Annotated in this window: 13 protein-coding genes and 1 pseudogene; 7 read left to right on the top strand and 7 right to left on the bottom strand. The window is 62.3% G+C overall.

Going from position 1 to position 18,433, the window contains the following annotated elements:
* Window positions 1-89 precede the first annotated feature (89 nt).
* From J3U95_RS10860 to J3U95_RS10840, 5 genes are all read left to right on the top strand, one after another.
* Window positions 90-2,402: an NADP-dependent malic enzyme gene (locus J3U95_RS10860; protein WP_208278616.1), complete on the top strand. Its 2,313-nt coding sequence runs from the start codon at window positions 90-92 to the stop codon at window positions 2,400-2,402.
* A 303-nt stretch (window positions 2,403-2,705) separates the two neighbouring features.
* The gene (gene gmd, locus J3U95_RS10855; protein WP_109346174.1) at window positions 2,706-3,746 is read left to right on the top strand and encodes a GDP-mannose 4,6-dehydratase; all 1,041 of its coding nucleotides are present in this window, start codon (window positions 2,706-2,708) and stop codon (window positions 3,744-3,746) included.
* Window position 3,747: 1 nt separating this feature from the next.
* Window positions 3,748-4,698: a GDP-mannose 4,6-dehydratase gene (locus J3U95_RS10850; protein WP_208278615.1), complete on the top strand. Its 951-nt coding sequence runs from the start codon at window positions 3,748-3,750 to the stop codon at window positions 4,696-4,698.
* The gene (locus J3U95_RS10845) at window positions 4,695-5,834 is read left to right on the top strand and encodes a glycosyltransferase family 4 protein (RefSeq protein WP_313166151.1); all 1,140 of its coding nucleotides are present in this window, start codon (window positions 4,695-4,697) and stop codon (window positions 5,832-5,834) included. Before J3U95_RS10850 ends, J3U95_RS10845 begins: the two co-directional genes overlap by 4 nt.
* Window positions 5,835-5,846: 12 nt before the next feature.
* On the top strand, window positions 5,847-7,031 hold the full coding sequence (locus J3U95_RS10840) for a glycosyltransferase family 4 protein (RefSeq protein ID WP_208278614.1): 1,185 nt from the start codon (window positions 5,847-5,849) through the stop codon (window positions 7,029-7,031).
* Window positions 7,032-7,057: 26 nt separating this feature from the next.
* Here J3U95_RS10840 and J3U95_RS10835 read toward each other — a convergent pair whose 3' ends face one another.
* From J3U95_RS10835 to J3U95_RS10820, 4 genes are all read right to left on the bottom strand, one after another.
* Window positions 7,058-8,053, bottom strand: a complete 996-nt coding sequence (locus J3U95_RS10835; RefSeq protein ID WP_208278613.1) for a response regulator — start codon at window positions 8,051-8,053, stop codon at window positions 7,058-7,060.
* Entirely contained in the window at window positions 8,050-11,397 is a 3,348-nt protein-coding gene (locus tag J3U95_RS10830; protein ID WP_208278612.1) for an MHYT domain-containing protein, read from the bottom strand. The genes J3U95_RS10835 and J3U95_RS10830 overlap by 4 nt, the downstream gene beginning before the upstream one ends.
* Window positions 11,398-11,573: 176 nt before the next feature.
* Window positions 11,574-13,778 (bottom strand): O-linked N-acetylglucosamine transferase, SPINDLY family protein, encoded by a 2,205-nt coding sequence (locus J3U95_RS10825; RefSeq protein ID WP_208278611.1) that lies wholly within the window; start codon window positions 13,776-13,778, stop codon window positions 11,574-11,576.
* Window positions 13,779-14,026: 248 nt separating this feature from the next.
* Entirely contained in the window at window positions 14,027-14,797 is a 771-nt protein-coding gene (locus J3U95_RS10820; RefSeq protein WP_208278610.1) for a hypothetical protein, read from the bottom strand.
* Between the two features lie 114 nt (window positions 14,798-14,911).
* Here J3U95_RS10820 and J3U95_RS10815 point away from each other — a divergent pair, with 114 nt between their 5' ends.
* Entirely contained in the window at window positions 14,912-15,745 is an 834-nt protein-coding gene (locus tag J3U95_RS10815; protein ID WP_208278609.1) for a hypothetical protein, read from the top strand.
* 95 nt (window positions 15,746-15,840) lie between these two features.
* Window positions 15,841-16,374: pseudogene (locus J3U95_RS10810) on the top strand (DNA adenine methylase); the annotation flags it as partial.
* Between the two features lie 183 nt (window positions 16,375-16,557).
* Here J3U95_RS10810 and J3U95_RS10805 read toward each other — a convergent pair.
* The 3 genes from J3U95_RS10805 to J3U95_RS10795 all read right to left on the bottom strand — a co-directional run bounded on the left by J3U95_RS10805 (window position 16,558) and on the right by J3U95_RS10795 (window position 18,333).
* On the bottom strand, window positions 16,558-17,004 hold the full coding sequence (locus J3U95_RS10805; RefSeq protein ID WP_208278608.1) for a hypothetical protein: 447 nt from the start codon (window positions 17,002-17,004) through the stop codon (window positions 16,558-16,560).
* A gap of 2 nt (window positions 17,005-17,006) precedes the next feature.
* Entirely contained in the window at window positions 17,007-17,396 is a 390-nt protein-coding gene (locus J3U95_RS10800) for a hypothetical protein (RefSeq protein WP_208278607.1), read from the bottom strand.
* Between the two features lie 172 nt (window positions 17,397-17,568).
* Entirely contained in the window at window positions 17,569-18,333 is a 765-nt protein-coding gene (locus tag J3U95_RS10795) for a hypothetical protein (RefSeq protein WP_208278606.1), read from the bottom strand.
* Window positions 18,334-18,433 lie beyond the last annotated feature (100 nt).

Raw genomic sequence — 18,433 nt, 5'->3', positions numbered from 1 at the left:
ACATAAGTGTGGTGAAAATACGTAGCCATTGACAACATCCTGTCTGATAGAATCGAAAGTCCCGTTTTGCTTCAGGAAGGCTGCCCAGCATGGATTCGTCATCTGACAAAAAAGAAGAATTACGTCAGCAACTGCGTCAAGCAGCGCTCGAGTATCACCAGTTTCCCCGTCCCGGCAAGATCAGCGTGGCGCCCACCAAGGGCCTGCTGAACCAGCGCGACCTGGCCCTGGCCTATTCGCCGGGCGTGGCCGCGCCTTGCGAGGAAATCGTCAAGGATCCCGCCGCCGCCTACAAATACACCGCGCGCGGCAACCTGGTCGCCGTGATTTCCAACGGCACCGCCGTGCTGGGCCTGGGCAATATCGGTCCGCTGGCGTCGAAGCCGGTCATGGAAGGCAAGGGCGTGCTGTTCAAGAAGTTCGCCGCGATCGACGTGTTCGACATCGAGATCAACGAGACCGATCCCGACAAGCTGGTCGACATCATCGCCGCGCTCGAGCCTACTTTTGGGGGCGTGAACCTGGAAGACATCAAGGCGCCCGAGTGCTTCGACATCGAGCGCCGGCTGCGCGAGCGCATGAAGATCCCGGTCTTCCACGACGACCAGCACGGCACCGCGATCATCGTCGGCGCCGCCATCCTGAACGGCCTGAAAGTCGTCGGCAAGAACATCAAGGAATGCAAGCTGGTGGTCTCGGGCGCCGGCGCGGCCGCGCTGGCCTGCCTCGACCTGATCGTCGACCTGGGCTTCCCGATCGAGAACATCTTCGTCACCGACCTGGCCGGCGTGGTCTACAAGGGCCGCGTTGAGCTGATGGACCCGGACAAGGAGCGCTTCGCCCAAGACACGCCGCACCGTTCGCTGGCCGACGTGATTCCCGGCGCCGACATCTTCCTGGGCCTGTCCGCCGGCGGCGTGCTCAAGCAGGACATGGTCGCGAAGATGGGCCCGAGCCCGCTGATCCTGGCGCTGGCCAACCCGAACCCGGAAATCCTGCCGGAAGACGCGAAGGCGGTGCGCGGCGACGCCATCATCGCCACCGGCCGTTCGGACTACCCGAACCAGGTCAACAACGTCCTGTGCTTCCCCTATATGTTCCGCGGCGCCCTGGACTGCGGCGCGACCACCATCACGCGCGAGATGGAAATCGCCGTGGTGCACGCGATCGCCGACCTGGCCCACGCCGAGCAGTCGGACATCGTGGCCTCGGCCTACGGCATCTCGAACCTGTCCTTCGGCCCGGAATACCTGATCCCGATGCCGTTCGACCCGCGCCTCTTGACCCATATCGCGCCGGCCGTGGCCAAGGCTGCGATGGATGGCGGCGTCGCCACCCGTCCGATCGAGGACTTGGAAGCCTACGCCGAAACCCTGCAGCAGTTCGTCTACCGCAGCGGCACCTTCATGAAGCCGCTGTTCACGGTCGCCAAGAGCGCGCCGCCGGAGCTCAAGCGCATCGTCTACGCCGAAGGCGAGGACGAACGCGTGCTGCGCGCGGTGCAGGTGGTGGTCGACGAGAAGCTGGCGCGCCCGATCCTGGTCGGCCGTCCGGCGGTGCTGGAGCAGCGCATCGAGAAGTTCGGCCTGCGCCTCAAGCTGGGCGTGCACTTCGACGTCATCAACCCCGACTTCGACGAGCGCTACCGCGATTACTGGACGACCTACCACCAGATGGTGATGCGCAAGGGCGTGACGCAAGACCTGGCCAAGCTGGCCATGCGCCGCCGCCACACCCTGATCGGCGCCATGATGATCCACAAGGGCGAAGCCGACGGCATGATCTGCGGCACCTACGGCACCACCCAGATGCACCTGGAATTCATCGACCAGGTGCTGGGCAAGCGCGCCGGCGCCAACGTCTATGCGGCGATGAACTTCATCATCACGCCGGAACGCCAGCTGGCCATGGTCGACACCCACGTCAACGAGAATCCGAACGCCGAGCAGCTGGCCGAGATCACGATCATGGCGGCAGAGGAGATGGAGCGCTTCGGCATCAGCCCGCGCGCGGCCCTGCTGTCGCACTCGAACTTCGGCAGCGCCAATTCGGAGTCGGCGCAGAAGATGCGCGCCGCCCTGGCCCTGGTGCAGCAGAAGAAGCCGGAACTGGAAATCGACGGCGAGATGCACGGCGACGCCGCGCTCGACGCCAAGAACCGCGCCAAGATCATGCCGGAATCGACCCTGAAGGGCGACGCCAACCTGCTGGTGCTGCCGAACATCGATGCCGCCAATATCTCGTACAACCTGCTCAAGACGGCGGCCGGCAACGGCATCGCGATCGGCCCGGTCCTGCTCGGCTGCGCGCGTCCGGTCCACATCCTGACCCCGTCGGCGACGGTGCGCCGGATCGTCAATATGACGGCGCTGGCTGTGGTGGACGCTGTTTCCCAGCGGTAATTATTTAGCCGGTTTGTACTTGACGCCTGCCTCGCGCGCCTTGCGCCGGGGCAGGCGTTTTTGTCTGCACCTGTCTTTAGGTGTCGCCGTTTGTCGTCCTGCAAAGACACTGGTAACAAACCGTAAGCGACCGTCGCAGCGCGTCATTTTCGGGTCATAATGTTCAGATAAGTGTTGATTTAATTGCACACATTTCTGGTGTGCAATTAGGCAAACCGACCTCCTCTGTTACAATCCTTGCTTCGCCGGGCTCGTCAGATAATACGTGGCGCCCGCAAGACCACTTCATACCCATCCAAGAACATGCAAAACAAACGAGCCCTCATCACCGGTATCACCGGCCAGGATGGCGCCTATTTGGCCCAGTTGCTCCTGGAAAAAGGCTATCACGTCACCGGCACCTACCGTCGCTCGAGCTCGGTCAATTTCTGGCGCATCGATGAACTCGGCATCACTTCGCATCCGAACCTGTCGCTGGTCGAATACGACCTGACCGACCTGGCCTCGAGCCTGCGCCTGATCGAAACGGCGCAGCCGAGCGAGGTGTACAACCTGGCGGCGCAGAGCTTCGTCGGCGTGTCCTTCGACCAGCCGGTGACCACCGCCTCGATCACCGGCCTGGGGGCCGTCAACCTGCTGGAAGCCATCCGCATCGTCAATCCGAAGATCCGCTTCTACCAGGCGTCGACCTCGGAAATGTTCGGCAAGGTGCAGGCCATCCCGCAGAAAGAAGATACGCCGTTCTACCCGCGCAGCCCGTATGGCGTGGCCAAGTTGTATGCGCACTGGATGACCATCAATTACCGCGAGTCGTATGACATCTTCGGTTCCTCGGGCATCCTGTTCAACCACGAGTCGCCGCTGCGCGGCCGCGAGTTCGTGACCCGCAAGATCACCGATTCGGTGGCCAAGATCGTGCAAGGCAAGCTGGAACTGCTGGAGCTGGGCAATATGGACGCCAAGCGCGACTGGGGATTCGCCAAGGAATATGTCGAAGGCATGTGGCGCATGCTGCAGGCCGACAAGCCCGATACCTACGTGCTGGCGACCAACCGCACCGAGACCGTGCGCGACTTCGTCACCATGGCCTTCAAGGCGGCCAACGTCACGCTGGACTGGAGCGGTTCGGGCGAGCAGGAAGTGGCCCACTGCAGCCAGAGCGGCAAGAAGCTGGTGGGCGTTTCGCCCAAGTTCTACCGTCCGGCCGAAGTTGACCTGCTGATCGGCGACCCCGAGAAAGCCAAGCGCGAGCTGGGCTGGGAACCGAAGACCACGCTCGAAGAGCTGTGCCAGATGATGGTCGACGCCGACCTGCGTCGCAACGAACAGGGCTTCTCGTTCTGATATGACGCGCCTGGCCACGGATGACGTTTCCGCCCTCGCCAAGCAGGCGAGCGGGCGCGAAGGGGAGGGCCGCCGTGCCCTGATCACGGGCCTGCGCGGCTTCACCGGCCATTACCTGGCGCAAGAACTGACGGCCGCCGGCTACCGCGTGTGCGGCACCGTGATGCCGGGCGAGGAAACCGGGCCCGATGTGTATGCGGTCGACCTGTGCGACCGCGACGCGGTGGCCGCCATGGTCGCCGAGGTCAAGCCCGACGTCGTGGCCCACCTGGCCGGCATCGCCTTCGTGGGCCATGCCAACGTCGAGGCGATCTACCGCGTCAACGTGGTGGGCACGCGCAACCTGCTCGAAGCACTGGCGGCCGGCGCGCATCGCCCCACCAGCGTGCTGCTGGCGTCGTCGGCGAATATCTACGGCAATGCCAACGTGCCGGTGATCGACGAAAGCGTGCCGCCGGCGCCGGCCAACGACTACGCGGTCAGCAAGCTGGCGATGGAATACATGGCGCGCCTGTGGATGGACAAGCTGCCGATCACGATCGTGCGTCCATTCAATTACACCGGCGTGGGTCAGGCCGAGAATTTCCTGCTGCCCAAGATCGTCAATCACTTCCGCCGCAACGAACAACGCATCGAACTGGGCAATCTCGCCATCGCGCGCGATTTCTCCGACGTGCGCATGGTGGCGCGCAGCTATCGCCGCCTGCTGGCGGCAGCGCCCGCCGGCGAAGCCTTCAACGTCTGCTCGGGCACCCCGCACTCGCTGTCGAGCGTCATCGAGACGATGGGCGAGATCGCCGGCTACCGCATCGACGTGCAGGTCAATCCCGCCTTCGTGCGCGCCAACGACGTGCTTCAACTGACTGGCAGCAATCGCAAGCTGGCCGCCGTGATCGGCGACTTGGCGCCGACCCCGCTGCACGAGACGCTGGACTGGATGTACAGGGCGTGAAACCCGCAGTCATCAAGGTCGGTCTGGGCACGACCATGGTCGAGCCCGGTTTGACCGGTGGCCGGCTGGACGGCATCGGCGTCTACACCCGGGCCTTGATGCAGCACTTGCCCGCAACGCTCTGCGAGGTGGCGCCGTTTTCCTGGCCCCGCCTGCGCCAGGGCGATGCGGGTATCTCCATCGGCCAGGCATTCCCTCAATCTTTTGAGACAGCGACCTTGATCGACCTGGTGACGCCGGGCGCGCACCGTGTCCACATGCCGGCCGACATTTTCCACGTGACCGATTACCGCGTGGTGCGCATGGATTGCCCGGTGGTGGCCAGCCTGCACGATGCGCTGCCGATCAAGCATCCGGAATGGTGCAACCCGCGCCTGCGCAAGCTCAAGAACTGGCTGCAAGCCCGGGCGGCGCGCAAGGCCGACCACGTGATCGCGCTGTCGCACTTCGCCATCGAAGAACTGGTCGAATGCTTCGGCGTCGACGAGCGGCGCATCTCGGTGGTGCCTTGCGGCGTCGACGAGGAATGGCTCACCGCACCAGCACCGCGCTCGATCGAGGCGACCCTGGACGCCTATGGCCTGCAGCCTGGCTATTTCTTCTTTGTTGGAACCCTGCAACCGCGCAAGAACGTCGAGCGCCTGCTGGAAGCGTATCTCGCGCTGCCCGCGCCCTTGCGCCTTGAACGCGGCCTGGTGATCGTCGGTGCGCCCGGCGCACGCAGCGAAGCCCTGGTGGCGTCGATCAAGGCGGCGCAGGCGGCGGGCGAGAACGTGGTCTGGCTGGATCGCCTGACCGATTATGGGCAATTGCGCGACCTGTATGCCGGCGCCGGCGTCTTCGTATTTCCCTCCTTGTACGAGGGCTATGGCATTCCGGTACTGGAAGCCTTCGCCTCGAACGTGCCGGTGGTGGCCTCGAACACGACCTCGCTGCCGGAAGTCGCGGGCGACGCGGCGCTGCTGGTCGACCCCTTGTCGAGCGGCGCCATCGCCGACGCCATGCGGATCCTGGCCACGGACGGTGTTGCGCGCGCGCGCTGTATCGCCGCCGGACGCGCCCGCGCCGAACAACTGACATGGCAAAACACCGCACGCCTGACGGCGGAGGTGTACCGTGCCGTCCTTTCGCAGTAAGCTGAGTTGATTATGCGTGTCCTTCATTTCTACAAGACCTACCACCCCGATTCGGTGGGCGGGGTCGAACAGGTGATCCGCCAGATGTGCGTGGGCACCGGCCGCCTCGGCGTGAGCAATACGGTGCTGTCGTTGTCGCGACACGACAACCTGGTCCCGTTCGAATTCGAAGGCCATATGGTGCACCGTGTGCCGCTCAATGCCGAGATCGCATCCAACGCCATCTCGGTGCAGTCGATCGGCGCGCTGGCGCGCCTGGCGAAGCAGGCCGACGTGGTGCACTACCACTTCCCCTGGCCCTTCATGGACCTGGCTCATTTCATGGCCCGGGTCGACAAGCCGACGGTGGTCACCTATCACTCCGACATCGTGCGCCAGCGCCACCTGCTGCGCCTGTACCAGCCGCTCAAGCACCGCTTCCTCAAGAGCGTCGACGCGATCGTCGCCACCTCGCCCAACTACCTCGGTTCGTCGACCGTGCTGGCGCGTTACAAGCAAAAAACCTCGGTGATTCCCTTCGGCCTGGACCGCGGCACCTATCCGCAGCCCGAACCGGCCCGCCTGGCGCACTGGCGCGAGCGCGTGGGCCCCAAGTTCTTCCTGTTCGTGGGCGTGCTGCGCTACTACAAGGGCCTGCACATCCTGCTCGAGGCGGCGCAAGGGCTCGACTATCCGATCGTGATCGTCGGCGCCGGGCCGATCGAGCAGGAGCTCAAGGAACAGGCCGCGCGCCTGGGCTTGTCCAATGTGATGTTCGTCGGCGCGATCGACGAACCGGACAAGGCGGCGCTGCTGACCCTGTGCTATGCGGTGGCTTTCCCCTCGCACCTGCGTTCGGAAGCCTTCGGCATTTCGCTGCTCGAAGGCGCGATGTACGGCAAGCCGATGATCTCGAGCGAGATCGGCACCGGCACCACCTATATCAACGTCGATGGCGATACCGGCCTGGTGGTGCCGCCGTCCGACGCGCCGGCGCTGCGCGCGGCGATGCGCACCCTGTGGGACAACCCGGACATGGCGCGCGCCATGGGCCGCCGCGCCGAGGCGCGGTTCGAAGAATTGTTTACGTCAGAGAAGATGGCGGCGAACTATACGGCGCTGTACCACGAGCTGGTGGCAAGGCGCGCCCCCAAGGGTTCGGTCGTCGAGCCGGCGGATGGCGCCTTGCACATGAAAGGCGACGCCACAGGGCGGTAGGGTGGACCGGGGCGCGCAGCCGGCTTTCATGCCGTCTCGGCCCAGCGCAGCCTGATCTCGCGGATCGCCGGCATCTGGTCGGCGAACAGGTCCACCAACTGCGGGTCGAAGTGGCGGCCTTTTTGCTCGCGCAGGAAATTCACCGCCTCTTCCTCGGTCCAGGCCTTCTTGTACGGCCGCACCGAGGTCAGCGCGTCGAACACGTCGGCGATCGCCACGATCCTGCCCACCAAAGGAATGTCTTCCCCGGCCAGGCCGTTCGGATAGCCGCTGCCATCGTATTTCTCGTGGTGGGTCAGCGCGATCTGGCGCGCCAGCGACAGCATGCCGCCGTCGTGCTCGCCGATGATCTCGGCGCCGATCGTCACGTGGCTCTGCATGATCTTCCATTCGTCGGCGTCGAGCGGACCCGGCTTCTGCAGGATGCGGTCGGGGATGCCGATCTTGCCCACGTCGTGCATCGGCGCGGCGTGCAGCAGGTCGTCGGCTTCGATCTCCGTCATGCCGGCCGCGATCCCGAGGATGCGCGAGAAGTGGCTCATGCGGATCACGTGCAGGCCGGTCTCGTTGTCCTTGTACTCGGCCGCCAGGCCCAGGCGCTGCACGATCTCGAGGCGGCTGGCGCGCAGTTCTTCCATCCGCACCAGCGACAGGTGGGTGCGCACGCGCGCCCGCACCACCGGCGGGCTGACCGGCTTGGTGATGTAGTCGACCGCGCCGGCCTCGAAGCCTTCGACCTCGTCGGCGGTCTCGGTCAGGGCGGTAACAAAAATCACCGGGGTCGAGGCGGTGGCGGGATGCGCCTTGAGGGCGGCGCACACCTCGTAGCCCGACATCCCGGGCATCATCACGTCCAGCAGCACCAGGTCGGGATGCTCCTGGCGCGCCAGTTCGAGCGCGCGCGCGCCGTCCTTGGCGAACAGCAGGCGGTAGTGGTCCTGCAGGATCTGGCGCAGCAGCTGCAGATTGCTGGCTTCGTCGTCGACCGCGAGGATCAGCGGGCGGGTATTCGGTTGGCTCATGCTGGAGATTCGGTGCAAACGTCGTCAAGTGCCCCATCACCCAGCAGGCCGATGACGGCCTCCAGGTGCCCGAGGGCGAGGTCGAAATCGAAGTCGGCGATCGCCGACTGGACCTGGGTTACGCGGGTGGCGGCCGGATGCGCCGCCAGCGCCGCGGCCAGGCTGGCCATGGCGCCGTCGTTCAAGGCGCCGCGGCGCAGCGCCTCGAGCAGCACGCCGCCGGCGCGCCGCGCGCGCGCCAGGTCGACCGTGCTGCCTTGCGCCACGGGTGCCGGCGCCGGCGCCACGGCGCTCAGCGCCTCGAGCGCGGCGTCCAGCGCATTGTTCGCCACCACCAGCGTGTTGGCCACCTGGCGCGCATCGGTCGGCACCGCATTGGTGGCGTGCTCCAGCGCGGCCAGGGCATCGGCCAGCAGTTCGAGACCGACGTTGGCGGCCGCGCCGCGCACCTTGTGCGCGACCATGCGCAGCTGCTGGTGCTCGCCGCCGGCCGCGTGCAGGCGCAGCGCCTGGCCCAGGTCGGCGTACTGGCGGGCGAAGTGCTCGAGCGCCTCGGCGTAGGCGTCCTCGCGGTTGCTCCAGCGGTGCAGGCCGGCACGCCGGTTCAGCACTTCGCGCGGCGCATTGGCGGCCCCAAGCGCGTCCGGCGCGCTGGCCGACAGGCCGAGCACGCGCGCGATCTCGTGCGACAGCGCGAACCAGTCCACCGGCTTGCTGGCGAAACCGTCCATGCCGGCGTCGATGCTGGCCTGGCGGTGTTCGGCCAGCACGCTGGCCGTCATCGCGATCACCGGCAGGCGCTGGCGTCCGTCCCGGGCCTCTTGTTCCCGGATCGCGCGGGTGGCAGCCAGGCCGTCCATGGTCGGCATCTGGAAGTCCATCAGCGCCAGGTCGAATTCGCCGCCGGCCGCCAGTTCGACCACGGCGGCGCCGTCACGCACCGCGGTCATGGTGTGGCCGCGGCGGGTCATCAGGAGCTGCATCAGTTCCAGGTTCTGCGGCACGTCGTCGGCCACCAGCACGCGCAGCGGCGGCAGCACGGCGGCGCTGCGCACGCGCGGCGCCTGTTGCGCAAAGCGCGCCAGCACCAGCGGCACCCGCACGTGGAAGGTGGTGCCGTGTCCGAGCTCGCTCTCGGCCCAGATCCGGCCGCCCATCAGCTCGACCAGCTGCTTGCTGATCGTGGTGCCCAGGCCCGTGCCGCCGAAGCGGCGCGTCATCGAGGCGTCGGCCTGGGTGAACGGGTCGAAGATGGCGGCCAGGCGCTCGGGTGCGATGCCGATGCCGGTGTCGATCACGGCGATGCACAACTGGTCGCCTTCGGCGCCGACCTTGAGCGTGACGCTGCCCTTGGCGGTGAACTTGATCGCATTGTCCAGCAGGTTGGTCAGCACCTGGCGCATGCGCAGCTCGTCGCCGCGCAGGCCCGTCGGCAGCGCCGGATCGTACTGGATGTCCAGGTGCAGGCCCTTGGCGCGCGCGTTCGCGGCCAGGGTCGAGGACAGTTCGTCGATCAGGGACAGCAGGTTGTAGTCGTTCTGCTCCAGCTCCACCGCGCCTTTTTCGAGCTTGGCGGTGTCGAGGATCTCGTTGAGCAGGCGCAGCAGGGCGCGGCCGGCGCTGCGGATGGTGTCCAGGTGGCGCCGCTGCTCCACGTCCAGGTCGCCGTCCAGCAGCACATCGGTGAAGCCCAGGATCGAATTCATCGGGGTGCGGATCTCGTGGCTCATATTGGCCACGAAGGTCGCGCGCGCGGCAGCCGCCTGCTCGGCGGTTTCCTTGGCGGCGCGCAGCGCTTCTTCCATCTGGCGGCGCTCGGTAATGTCGAGGATGACGCCGTCCAGCCACTGCACCTCGCCGGCCTCGTTGCGCACCGCGGTGCCGTTTTCCCACAGCCAGCGCACGCCGCCGTCGGCATGCAGCAGGCGGTACTCCACCAGGTAGGGGCGGCCCTCGCGCAACGCGGCGCCGGTCGCCTTCGCCACCCGGATGCGGTCTTCGGCGTGGATCAGGGCGCCGAACACGCGGCGCGGCGGCTCGCCCAGGAAATCGGCGGCCGGGTAGCCGGTGACGCGCTCCACGGCCTCGCTGACGAACACCATCGGCCAGTCGCCATCGAGCTTGCTGCGGTAGGAGATGCCGGGGATGTTGCCGATCAGGGAACGGAACTGCTGTTCGCTGTCGCGCAGCGCTCCTTCCATGGCGCGCCGCTCGCTGATGTCGGTGACGAAGCAGACGAACATGTCCTGGTCGCCCAGCTTGGCGTGTCCCATCGCGCCGCGCACCGGCACCAGGCTGCCGTCCTTGCGCAGGCCGAAGGTCTCGGTGCTGGTGTTGACGCCTTCCAGGCTGCCCCGGGACAGCACGTACAGCAGGCCGCGTTCGGCCTTGCGGTCTTTTTCGTCCAGCAGCAGGCTGATGTTGCGGCCGACGATCTCGTCGCGGCGCCAGCCGAAGATGCGCTCGGCCGAGGCATTGAATTCGGTGATGGTGCCGTCGCGCCCGACGGTGATGACGCCGTCGACGGTGGTGGTGAGCAGCGCGCGCATCCAGGCTTCGCTGCGCGCCAGCCCGAGGTACATCTCGCGGTAGCGCAGCAGGCCGTTGGCGGCGACCACGCCCAGCGACAGCGCCACCGTGATGACCGTGATCGACAGCGCCAGGAAATCGCTGTTCGAACCGTTCAGGCCCAGCGGATCGACCTCGCCGGCGAAGCGCGCGGCCGCCATCCCGGTGTAGTGCATGCCGGCGATGGCGCAGCCCATCACCACCGCCGCGATCAGCAGGCGGCGCGAATCGGTCATCGACTTGTAGCGCGACAGGCCATGGCGCACGCCCAGGGCCAGCGTGGCCAGCACCACGGCGACCACGATCGACAGCGCGAACATGGCCGGATCATAATAAAGGTCGAGACGCATGCGCATGCCGGCCATGCCGGTATAGTGCATGGCGCCGATGCCCGCCCCGACCAGCACCCCGCCCACCAGCAGATGCGCCAGGCGCAGCTTGGGGCGCGAAATCAGGTTGAGCGCGACCAGGGACGCGCCGATGCTCGGCAGGGCCGACAGCAGCGTGATGCCGTGGTCATAATGGACCGGCGTGCACAGGTTGAAAGCGAGCATGCCGATGAAGTGCATCGACCACACGCCGGCGCCCAGCGCCAGGCTGCCGGTGCCGAGCACGATGGCGCGGTGCGCGGGGTTGGCGCTGGCGCGGCCCGTGATTTGCAGGCTCATCCAGGAAGAAAAGATCGCTACCAGCACCGACAGCACGACCAGGCGTGGCTCGTAGACGCCATAGGTCAGCATGGATGGGTCGGCAGGGGCGTTAAATAGTTGCAACATGAATTCGCGGTCAGGACAACGGAGTTTTATCCTTGGGACATGACCGTGAAGTATGACATCTTCCCGTGGGGAAATACAGCGATTACTGGATTTACTGGATTTTTAGCGAACTTATGTAGCTTCCAAGCGACCTTTTTGGTGCGGGCGTGGTTTCGTAACCACGCCCGCTAACATAATCAAGCCGATTGATGTGGTGCGTCGACAGGGGCCGCCGGCAGCGTCCCCTCGAAGCTGGCTGGCGGCAGGCCCTGGCACCAACGGCGCCACATCTGGCGCAGCGCATGGTCGACGCCGTCGGTAATCCGGGTCATGGTGTCGGACGTGGGCAGCGCATAACGTTCGCGCAGCGTGGCGCGCACTGCCGCCAGCGCCGGCAGGTCGCCGCAGATGGCCAGGCCCCTGGCGACGAAATCGTCGACGCTGTGCGCGACGAAATGGTGCAGCCCGCAATGCTCGAGGAAGCAGGCGGTTTGCCGCCCGGTCACGGTACCTGCGTCCAGCGTCAGGGTCGGGACGCCCATCCAGCCGGCATGCATGGTCGTGGTGCCGCCCGGATAGGGGAAGGTGTCGAGGCACAGGTCGACCTGCTGGTGCAGCTTCAGGTAATCGTGCAGCACGATGCGGCCATGGAAGTCGACCCGGTGCGCGGCAATGCCTTCGTGCTCCAGCCAGGCGCGCACTTCCGCATGGTCGTGCCGTTCCGGCATGCCGCCCACCAGCAGCCGCGCATCGGGCAACGCGCGCATCAGCAGCCCCCAGGCCCGGATCACTTCGCCGTTGAACTTGCTGAGGCGGTTGAAGCTGCCGAACGTGACGTAGCCGTTGGCCAGGGCGGGCAGCGGGCCGACGTCGGGCGCGCTGGTCACCGGCTCGAAGGGGAGCGACAGCGGCAACTGCACCAGTTTCTCCGTGAACAGGTGGTCGTACTGTCCGTGCGGCAGGAATTTGCGGTCGGCCAGGTAGTAATCCATCGCCGCCAGGCCGGTGGTGCCGGGATAGCCGATCCAGGATGCCTGCACCGGCGCCAGCCGGCGCGCGAACGCGGGCAGCCGGTTGAAGGCGGAGTGGCCCGACAGGTCGATCAGGATATCGATGCCGTCGGCGCGCACCAGCCGCTCCAGTTCGTCGTCGTCGAGCGCGGCGACGTCGCGCCAATGGGGCAGGTGGCCACGCAGGCGCTCGGTGACCGCGTCATGCAGGGTATGGTTGTAGTAGGCATGCAGCGCCAGCCCGGGACGCTGCCCGAGGCGCTCGAAGACCGGTTCGATGAAGGAGGCGACCGCGTGGTTGCGCAGGTCGCCCGACACGAAGCCGATGCGCAGGCGCCGCTCCGGCTCCGGCGTGTTGTCCAGGGGAGCGGGGGGCGGGGTCCTCTGTTCGATCAGGCTGCCGTATGCCCGATGCTCGGCGAACAGCGCGCCCGGCGTGAGGCCGGGCATTTCGCTCAGGCAGAACAGCATATTGCTGTGGGCATCGGTGTTTTCCGGGGTCCGCGCCAATAAGTCGCGATAGACGGCCACTGCCTCGGCCGGCCGGCCCCGGTTCTGCAGGATCAGCGCCTGCGTGATGGCTGCATTGTCATGATGCGGGTCGAGCGCCAGCGCCGCGTCGATGCTGGCCTGCGCCTCTGACAGCCGTCCCCGCTCCGCCAGGGTCATGGCCAGGTGGTTGTGGGCGTCCGCGTTCTCGTGCCGCAGCGCGAGGGCGCGCCGCAGCACGTTCTCCGATTCGTCCAGCCGGTTGGCGCGCATCAGGAGCATGCCCAGGTTGCTGAGCGTCTCGGCATCGTCGGGGTCGAACCTGGCCGACATCGCCATGGCATTCAGGGCCGCTTGCGCGTCGCCGCGCCGGTGGTAGACGCCACCCAATAATTTCCAGCCGAAAGCGTGTTGGGGGAAGCGCTCGACCAGCGAACGCGCGGCGCTCTCCGCTTCCTCGCTGCGACCCTGGGCGAACAGGGCGGCGGAGGCGTCGATCTCGGCGCTGTCGGGCGCGCCCGAGCTGGCCAGCTGCCGTTCGATGTCGTCGATCGTCGGACCTTGCAGGCCGTGGGTCCGGCCGAGCTGGAGCAGATCCGTGGCGGCGGCGAACTGGCGCGTCTCGATCAGGGCGGCGAGATAGGACAGCCAGTGGGTTTCCTGGCCGGGGTCGGCTTCCAGGGCGGCGGCGAAATGCGGCATCGCCGTCTCCGCATCCCCGGCGCGGCTGGCCAGCACACCCACGGCATGGTGGGCGCCGGCGTGGCCGGGTTGGAGCTCCAGTACGGCCCCGTACAGGGCGAGCGCCTGCTCGAGGTTGCCCGCCTCGGTTTCGTGGTGTGCGGCCTGCATGGCCTGGTCGACGATCTGGCGGACGTCGTCGCTGGGAGGGAGCGTGCTCATGGCGCTACATTAGGGTATGTCGCGGGCGGGGGTCAAGGAGCTGCATCCTGTGCCACGGGGCGGGCTGGATAATAAAAAAACCCGCTGGTCCGGTGAGGGATGCGGGTTTCAAGTTTTATTGGGTGGTGCTCCGGCCGGAATCCAAAAGCCAATTAAATCAGTAACTTGAAAACTAAGCGCGTAATTTTCGCGTAACTGCATTTGCATATGGCAGAGTTTATGCTTGACTTCTAATCGTGCCGAATTGTTCATGGCGGCGGCGCAGGCGGCAATGTATGCTGCAACTCGGCAATTGGTCTACGTTTTTTTGTGTCCTTGATGCTGTTAGGATAACGAATGGGTGCGCAGTATGGGTTTCCGAGCGCCTTCACGTCCATCGGCCTTTTGTTAAAGTCTCTTCGAATGCGAGCTTGTGAAGGGAAAGCGTCGTTTGCGTTGTCAGTTACTTGCACTGTCAAAATTGATGGATCTTCTGAATCTTGCAAGATAGAAACAAAGGCTAAGTTGACGCGCTTTCCGCCGATGAAGTCATAGGCTAAGCCGTGGACCATGTTGCCACTAACTTTGCCTTTGAACAGAACACCGTCCATAGCAAACGGCAGCCGTCTACAAAGTTCCTGTGTTGCAATTGTACCGTCTACAGTGCCTTGTGCAGTGTGGATTTGAAGATAGACGTCGACGGCTGATAGTGTTACGTCTTCCGAATCAGTATAGCCCTCAGGATTGTTGGACCAGACTCCCGTCCATGACGCGTCGTCGTAATGCCACGATAGAAGGGAGTCGCGAGTTTTGACATATGCAGTTGGCAAATGTTCTGCGTTTTCAAGCGCAGTGATTCCGTTGAGAAGAACCCAGGCTATCGACACTACGATCATTCCTCCAACCACGCGTCCGACCGTAAAAATCTTTCGAAACCAGTGTTTTCTATCGACAGAAGGATCATTTTGTGGCTGAGTTTTGTTCTGCCGGCTCCGCCAAGGAATGTCTTTTCTGGGCTTCATATACTGGTCGCTGGTCATTTGACGTTGTAAGCGCTGACGTCTGGCAGGCTATCACAAGCGGCCGACGATGAAAAAGCTGATGAGCTCTTCAAAAATCGAGCTAGAATCATAAGCGCCATGTGGCAATAACCAATGTTTGAGGTCAACATGAACTTAACAATATCACCATATCAGATAAGTATGATGCGTGAGTGCGCGGCTATTGAACGCCATCAGCCCGCACTTGATGCGACCATGCTTCTTCGACGTCAACTCGAGCAAATTGAAGAGATGGAACGTCTCCGCAAGGTGGCTACGCAGGTCCAAGAGGTAGAGCGTATTCGTAAGATCGTGGAGTTGAACGAATTGTCTGCCACGGTGAAAATCCTTCAGAGTGCACGACAGCGCGTTCTCGAGATTGAGCGAGTTCAGCAGGCGATGGAAATCTTTGATCGTGTCCGACGTCAGATGGCGACCGTGTTACATGCCCGGCCGACTAGTCGTAACAAGACAGGTGCAAACGGCTTTGGACGAACTTCTGGAAGTAAGAAGAGCGCAAAGTCAACTGGCGGAGATAGCGGCGGTGGCGACAGTGACGGGGATGGGGAGGGGCCTCACCGCACTCGCCCAAAAAAGCGGCGCCCGCAGAAAAACCAAAGCACCAATCTCACGCGTTCGCCAAGCACCGCAGCTGGCGGCATCGTACCTCCGCAGTCTCCGTCTGTCCCCCCGCCTCAGCACACACCAAGACCATCACCTTCGCCTGAGTTGCGCCGCGCTGATCTTATTGGATACCTAACCGTCGTATGTTTCTGGTCACTCGCCTTTACTGCCGAGAGTCAGACTACCAAAATCCTAGCGATCATTGTGTTCGCCATAGTTGCCCTGTCTGTCATCGGGCATTCTGACGTGGCTAAGATGTTCTTAACTTCCAAGGCAATCTCGACCCTAATTGCTCGATTGTTTGGAAAGGATGGTGCCGAATGATTAGTACTTGGTCTGATAACCTATGCCTTGCTAAAGATCGGTGGTCCGGATAGTTGAGTGACCTGATCGGAATCTTGTAGCCAGCTGGATAATTAGTCTTCAAGTGGCATCAGGAGACGCCACCAGACACGCTCACGGACATCCAGCGCGCCGTGAGGTTCTTCTATCTGCAGCATCATGCGTTCGGCGGCAAGGTGCAAGGGCAGACCTGGGGCACGGCGACGACCACGCCGCCGATCAACTTGTTGAGGATCGAAGAGAACTTGTCCGCGGCTCATCTGCGGCTGTCTGGCGCCTACATCGAGAACATGGACTGGCACAAGCTGATGGAGCGGTACGACCGCCCCCACACGCTCTTCTACCTTGATCCGCCATATTGGGAGACCGAAGGGTACGGCGTCGACTTCGGACTCGAGGAGTACGAGAAGATGGCGGCCCTGATGAAGCGCCTGAAGGGGAAGGCGATCGTGAGCCTGAACGATCATCCCGAGATTCGTCGCGTGTTCGCGGACTTCCAGATGGACACAGTGCCGATCAACTATACGGTTGGCGGCGGGAAGGGCGTTGAGCGCGCGGAGGTCATCATCTACAGCTGGGACCGTGCGGTGGAGCCAGCCGGCCTGTTCTAGGTCTTCGGAGCGGCCTCTAGTTAGTGCAGACGTCTGCACAAAAAGAAGAGCCAGCTGTACTGGCTCTTCATCGTTCGACATAGGCTGCGTGCCATGATCGACTGTTAGAGCTAACACTTCAATCTTGATGTTCGCGAGTTCGGCAATCTCGCGATTGATCACGGAGAATTGGCGATTACATATTCATTTTTCTGGGAGCCGTAGCAGCGGATTTTCTATCTGCTGGACAGCAGGATTGCGTTTTTGAATATCCGCGCTCTCAAGGTGCTCCCGAGGCGGCGCATCAACCTGCGCGAAGCAGCCGCCTTTAACGGACAAGACACTCGCACTATGCGTGTGTGTAGTCTTAGTTACATAAGGTTCTTTTAGTAATTTTGAGGCCCATCCGGAGACAGACGTTCCATGCACCTTGTCGCCGATAGCTACCATTGAAGTGGAAAGATGGGCCTGGATCTCGGGTTCTTCATATGCTTCGCTAATTTCCGCGCTGCCGAAAATTGATAGGCTAAACGGGTATTGCATTTTTTTAGTTCGTTTGCAACGACGAGGTGGGAGGGCAAAAAACTGACGTGTAGCTAAATCCATTTTTTCGCCTTCTACCGAACTACCAGTACTTGCCGCATTAGCCATAGTTACTCGTTTTTGCCAGTTAGCGCTTCGGTTGATTTGATCTTCTTATCTTTGAGCTGTAAATAAGTGTAGACTTGTTCAAGAGCTTGGTTGATCGTATTCGGCTCCGCCTCAAAATAATCAGCTAGTTCTTGCGTTCGCAAATCAAAATCAAGAAGGCTTTCGAGTTGTGCAATCTCAGGGATAATGCTTTCGAGTGGCAAATCTTTTATGTCGGGAGCATATTGCTCTGCATCTTTCTCAAAATCTTCTTCCGAAATTGCTCCAAGCAAAAGCGCGGCGTAAGTTGCTTGATAATCGATATACTTCCGTTGCCACTTGGCGTACTTCTTCAATACCTCAACATCGCTGGTTGACTTATATCTTAAGTACCAGTCGATCTGCTCGTTCACCTCGGATGTTGGCCACGTAACTGTGAGCTTTGCCTTTGTGGCATTGTCAACAATCGTTCTGGTAATGGTATCGCTCGAAGATCGGAAAAGGCTATGAGGATTGTTTATCGAAAGAGGAGTGCTAGTCGATGTGTTGTCTATCGATAGCAACGAAAGAGGGCCGTTTTTCACGTCAGTTTTCCGTTAATTTTAAACCGCTGAAGTTCGAAAAATCATTTTTAATGAAATCATCGATAACTTGTATGAGTTCAATTGGTGGTGTTAGGTTAGGCCCATTGAGTTGCTGGCGGGGGCGGTCATTTACATCGATTTTAAATGCAAGCCCATGTTCGGTGACAGGCATGCTCTCAACATCAATATATGTATTTGCTAGTGCTTGAGGTGTTTGGAATTCGAACCGTCTTATCTCGAATACTCCGGCAGTGAAATTCAAGAACAAATCTTTAATTTTGAATCCGATCGTTACATTCGATGAGGCAACTTCGCCCACTTTGGGCCCGCTATAGAATTTTTCAGCGATGTATTGATGTAACTCTTGTGAGGAAGCTTTGCTAGGGAACGTGATTTCCATTACCAAGCCGCTTTGGCTGGTTATCACGTCGCCGAAAGCCCTATTCGCCCTGTCACAAAATTCAATCACATTCTTTTTACTCACTTCTAGCTGCCTGGCAATCGAAATATCAGATTCAGAGAAGCTCATGGATAACTGACAGCCAACTTGGGACACGGCAAGAGTCTTGGTTTCATCACCAAAAACTATTCGCGGTTGGTTTGGGTCGACAGTATCAGGGACATTAGTCTGCTGTGACTGTCCTTTGAAAAAGCCGGAAAAGGCCGCTTCAACTTGAGCTTGTTTAAAGCGCACCGAGCGGTCGAGTGTCGAAAATTTCAGTACATAATTGACCGACGACAGGGACGGTGAATTGGTGAAGGTCATGGTTAGCGCAGGTTAGGTAAGATTTTGTGCGTGATCATAACAGATTAATTGTGGTACAAGGTCAACGTTTGTCAACACAAATCTGCTTGGTCTTGGATCG

The sequence above is a fragment of the Massilia oculi genome (genome assembly GCF_017582745.1).
GTDB lineage: Bacteria > Pseudomonadota > Gammaproteobacteria > Burkholderiales > Burkholderiaceae_D > Telluria > Telluria oculi_A.
This window is presented reverse-complemented; position numbering and strand designations above follow the sequence as displayed.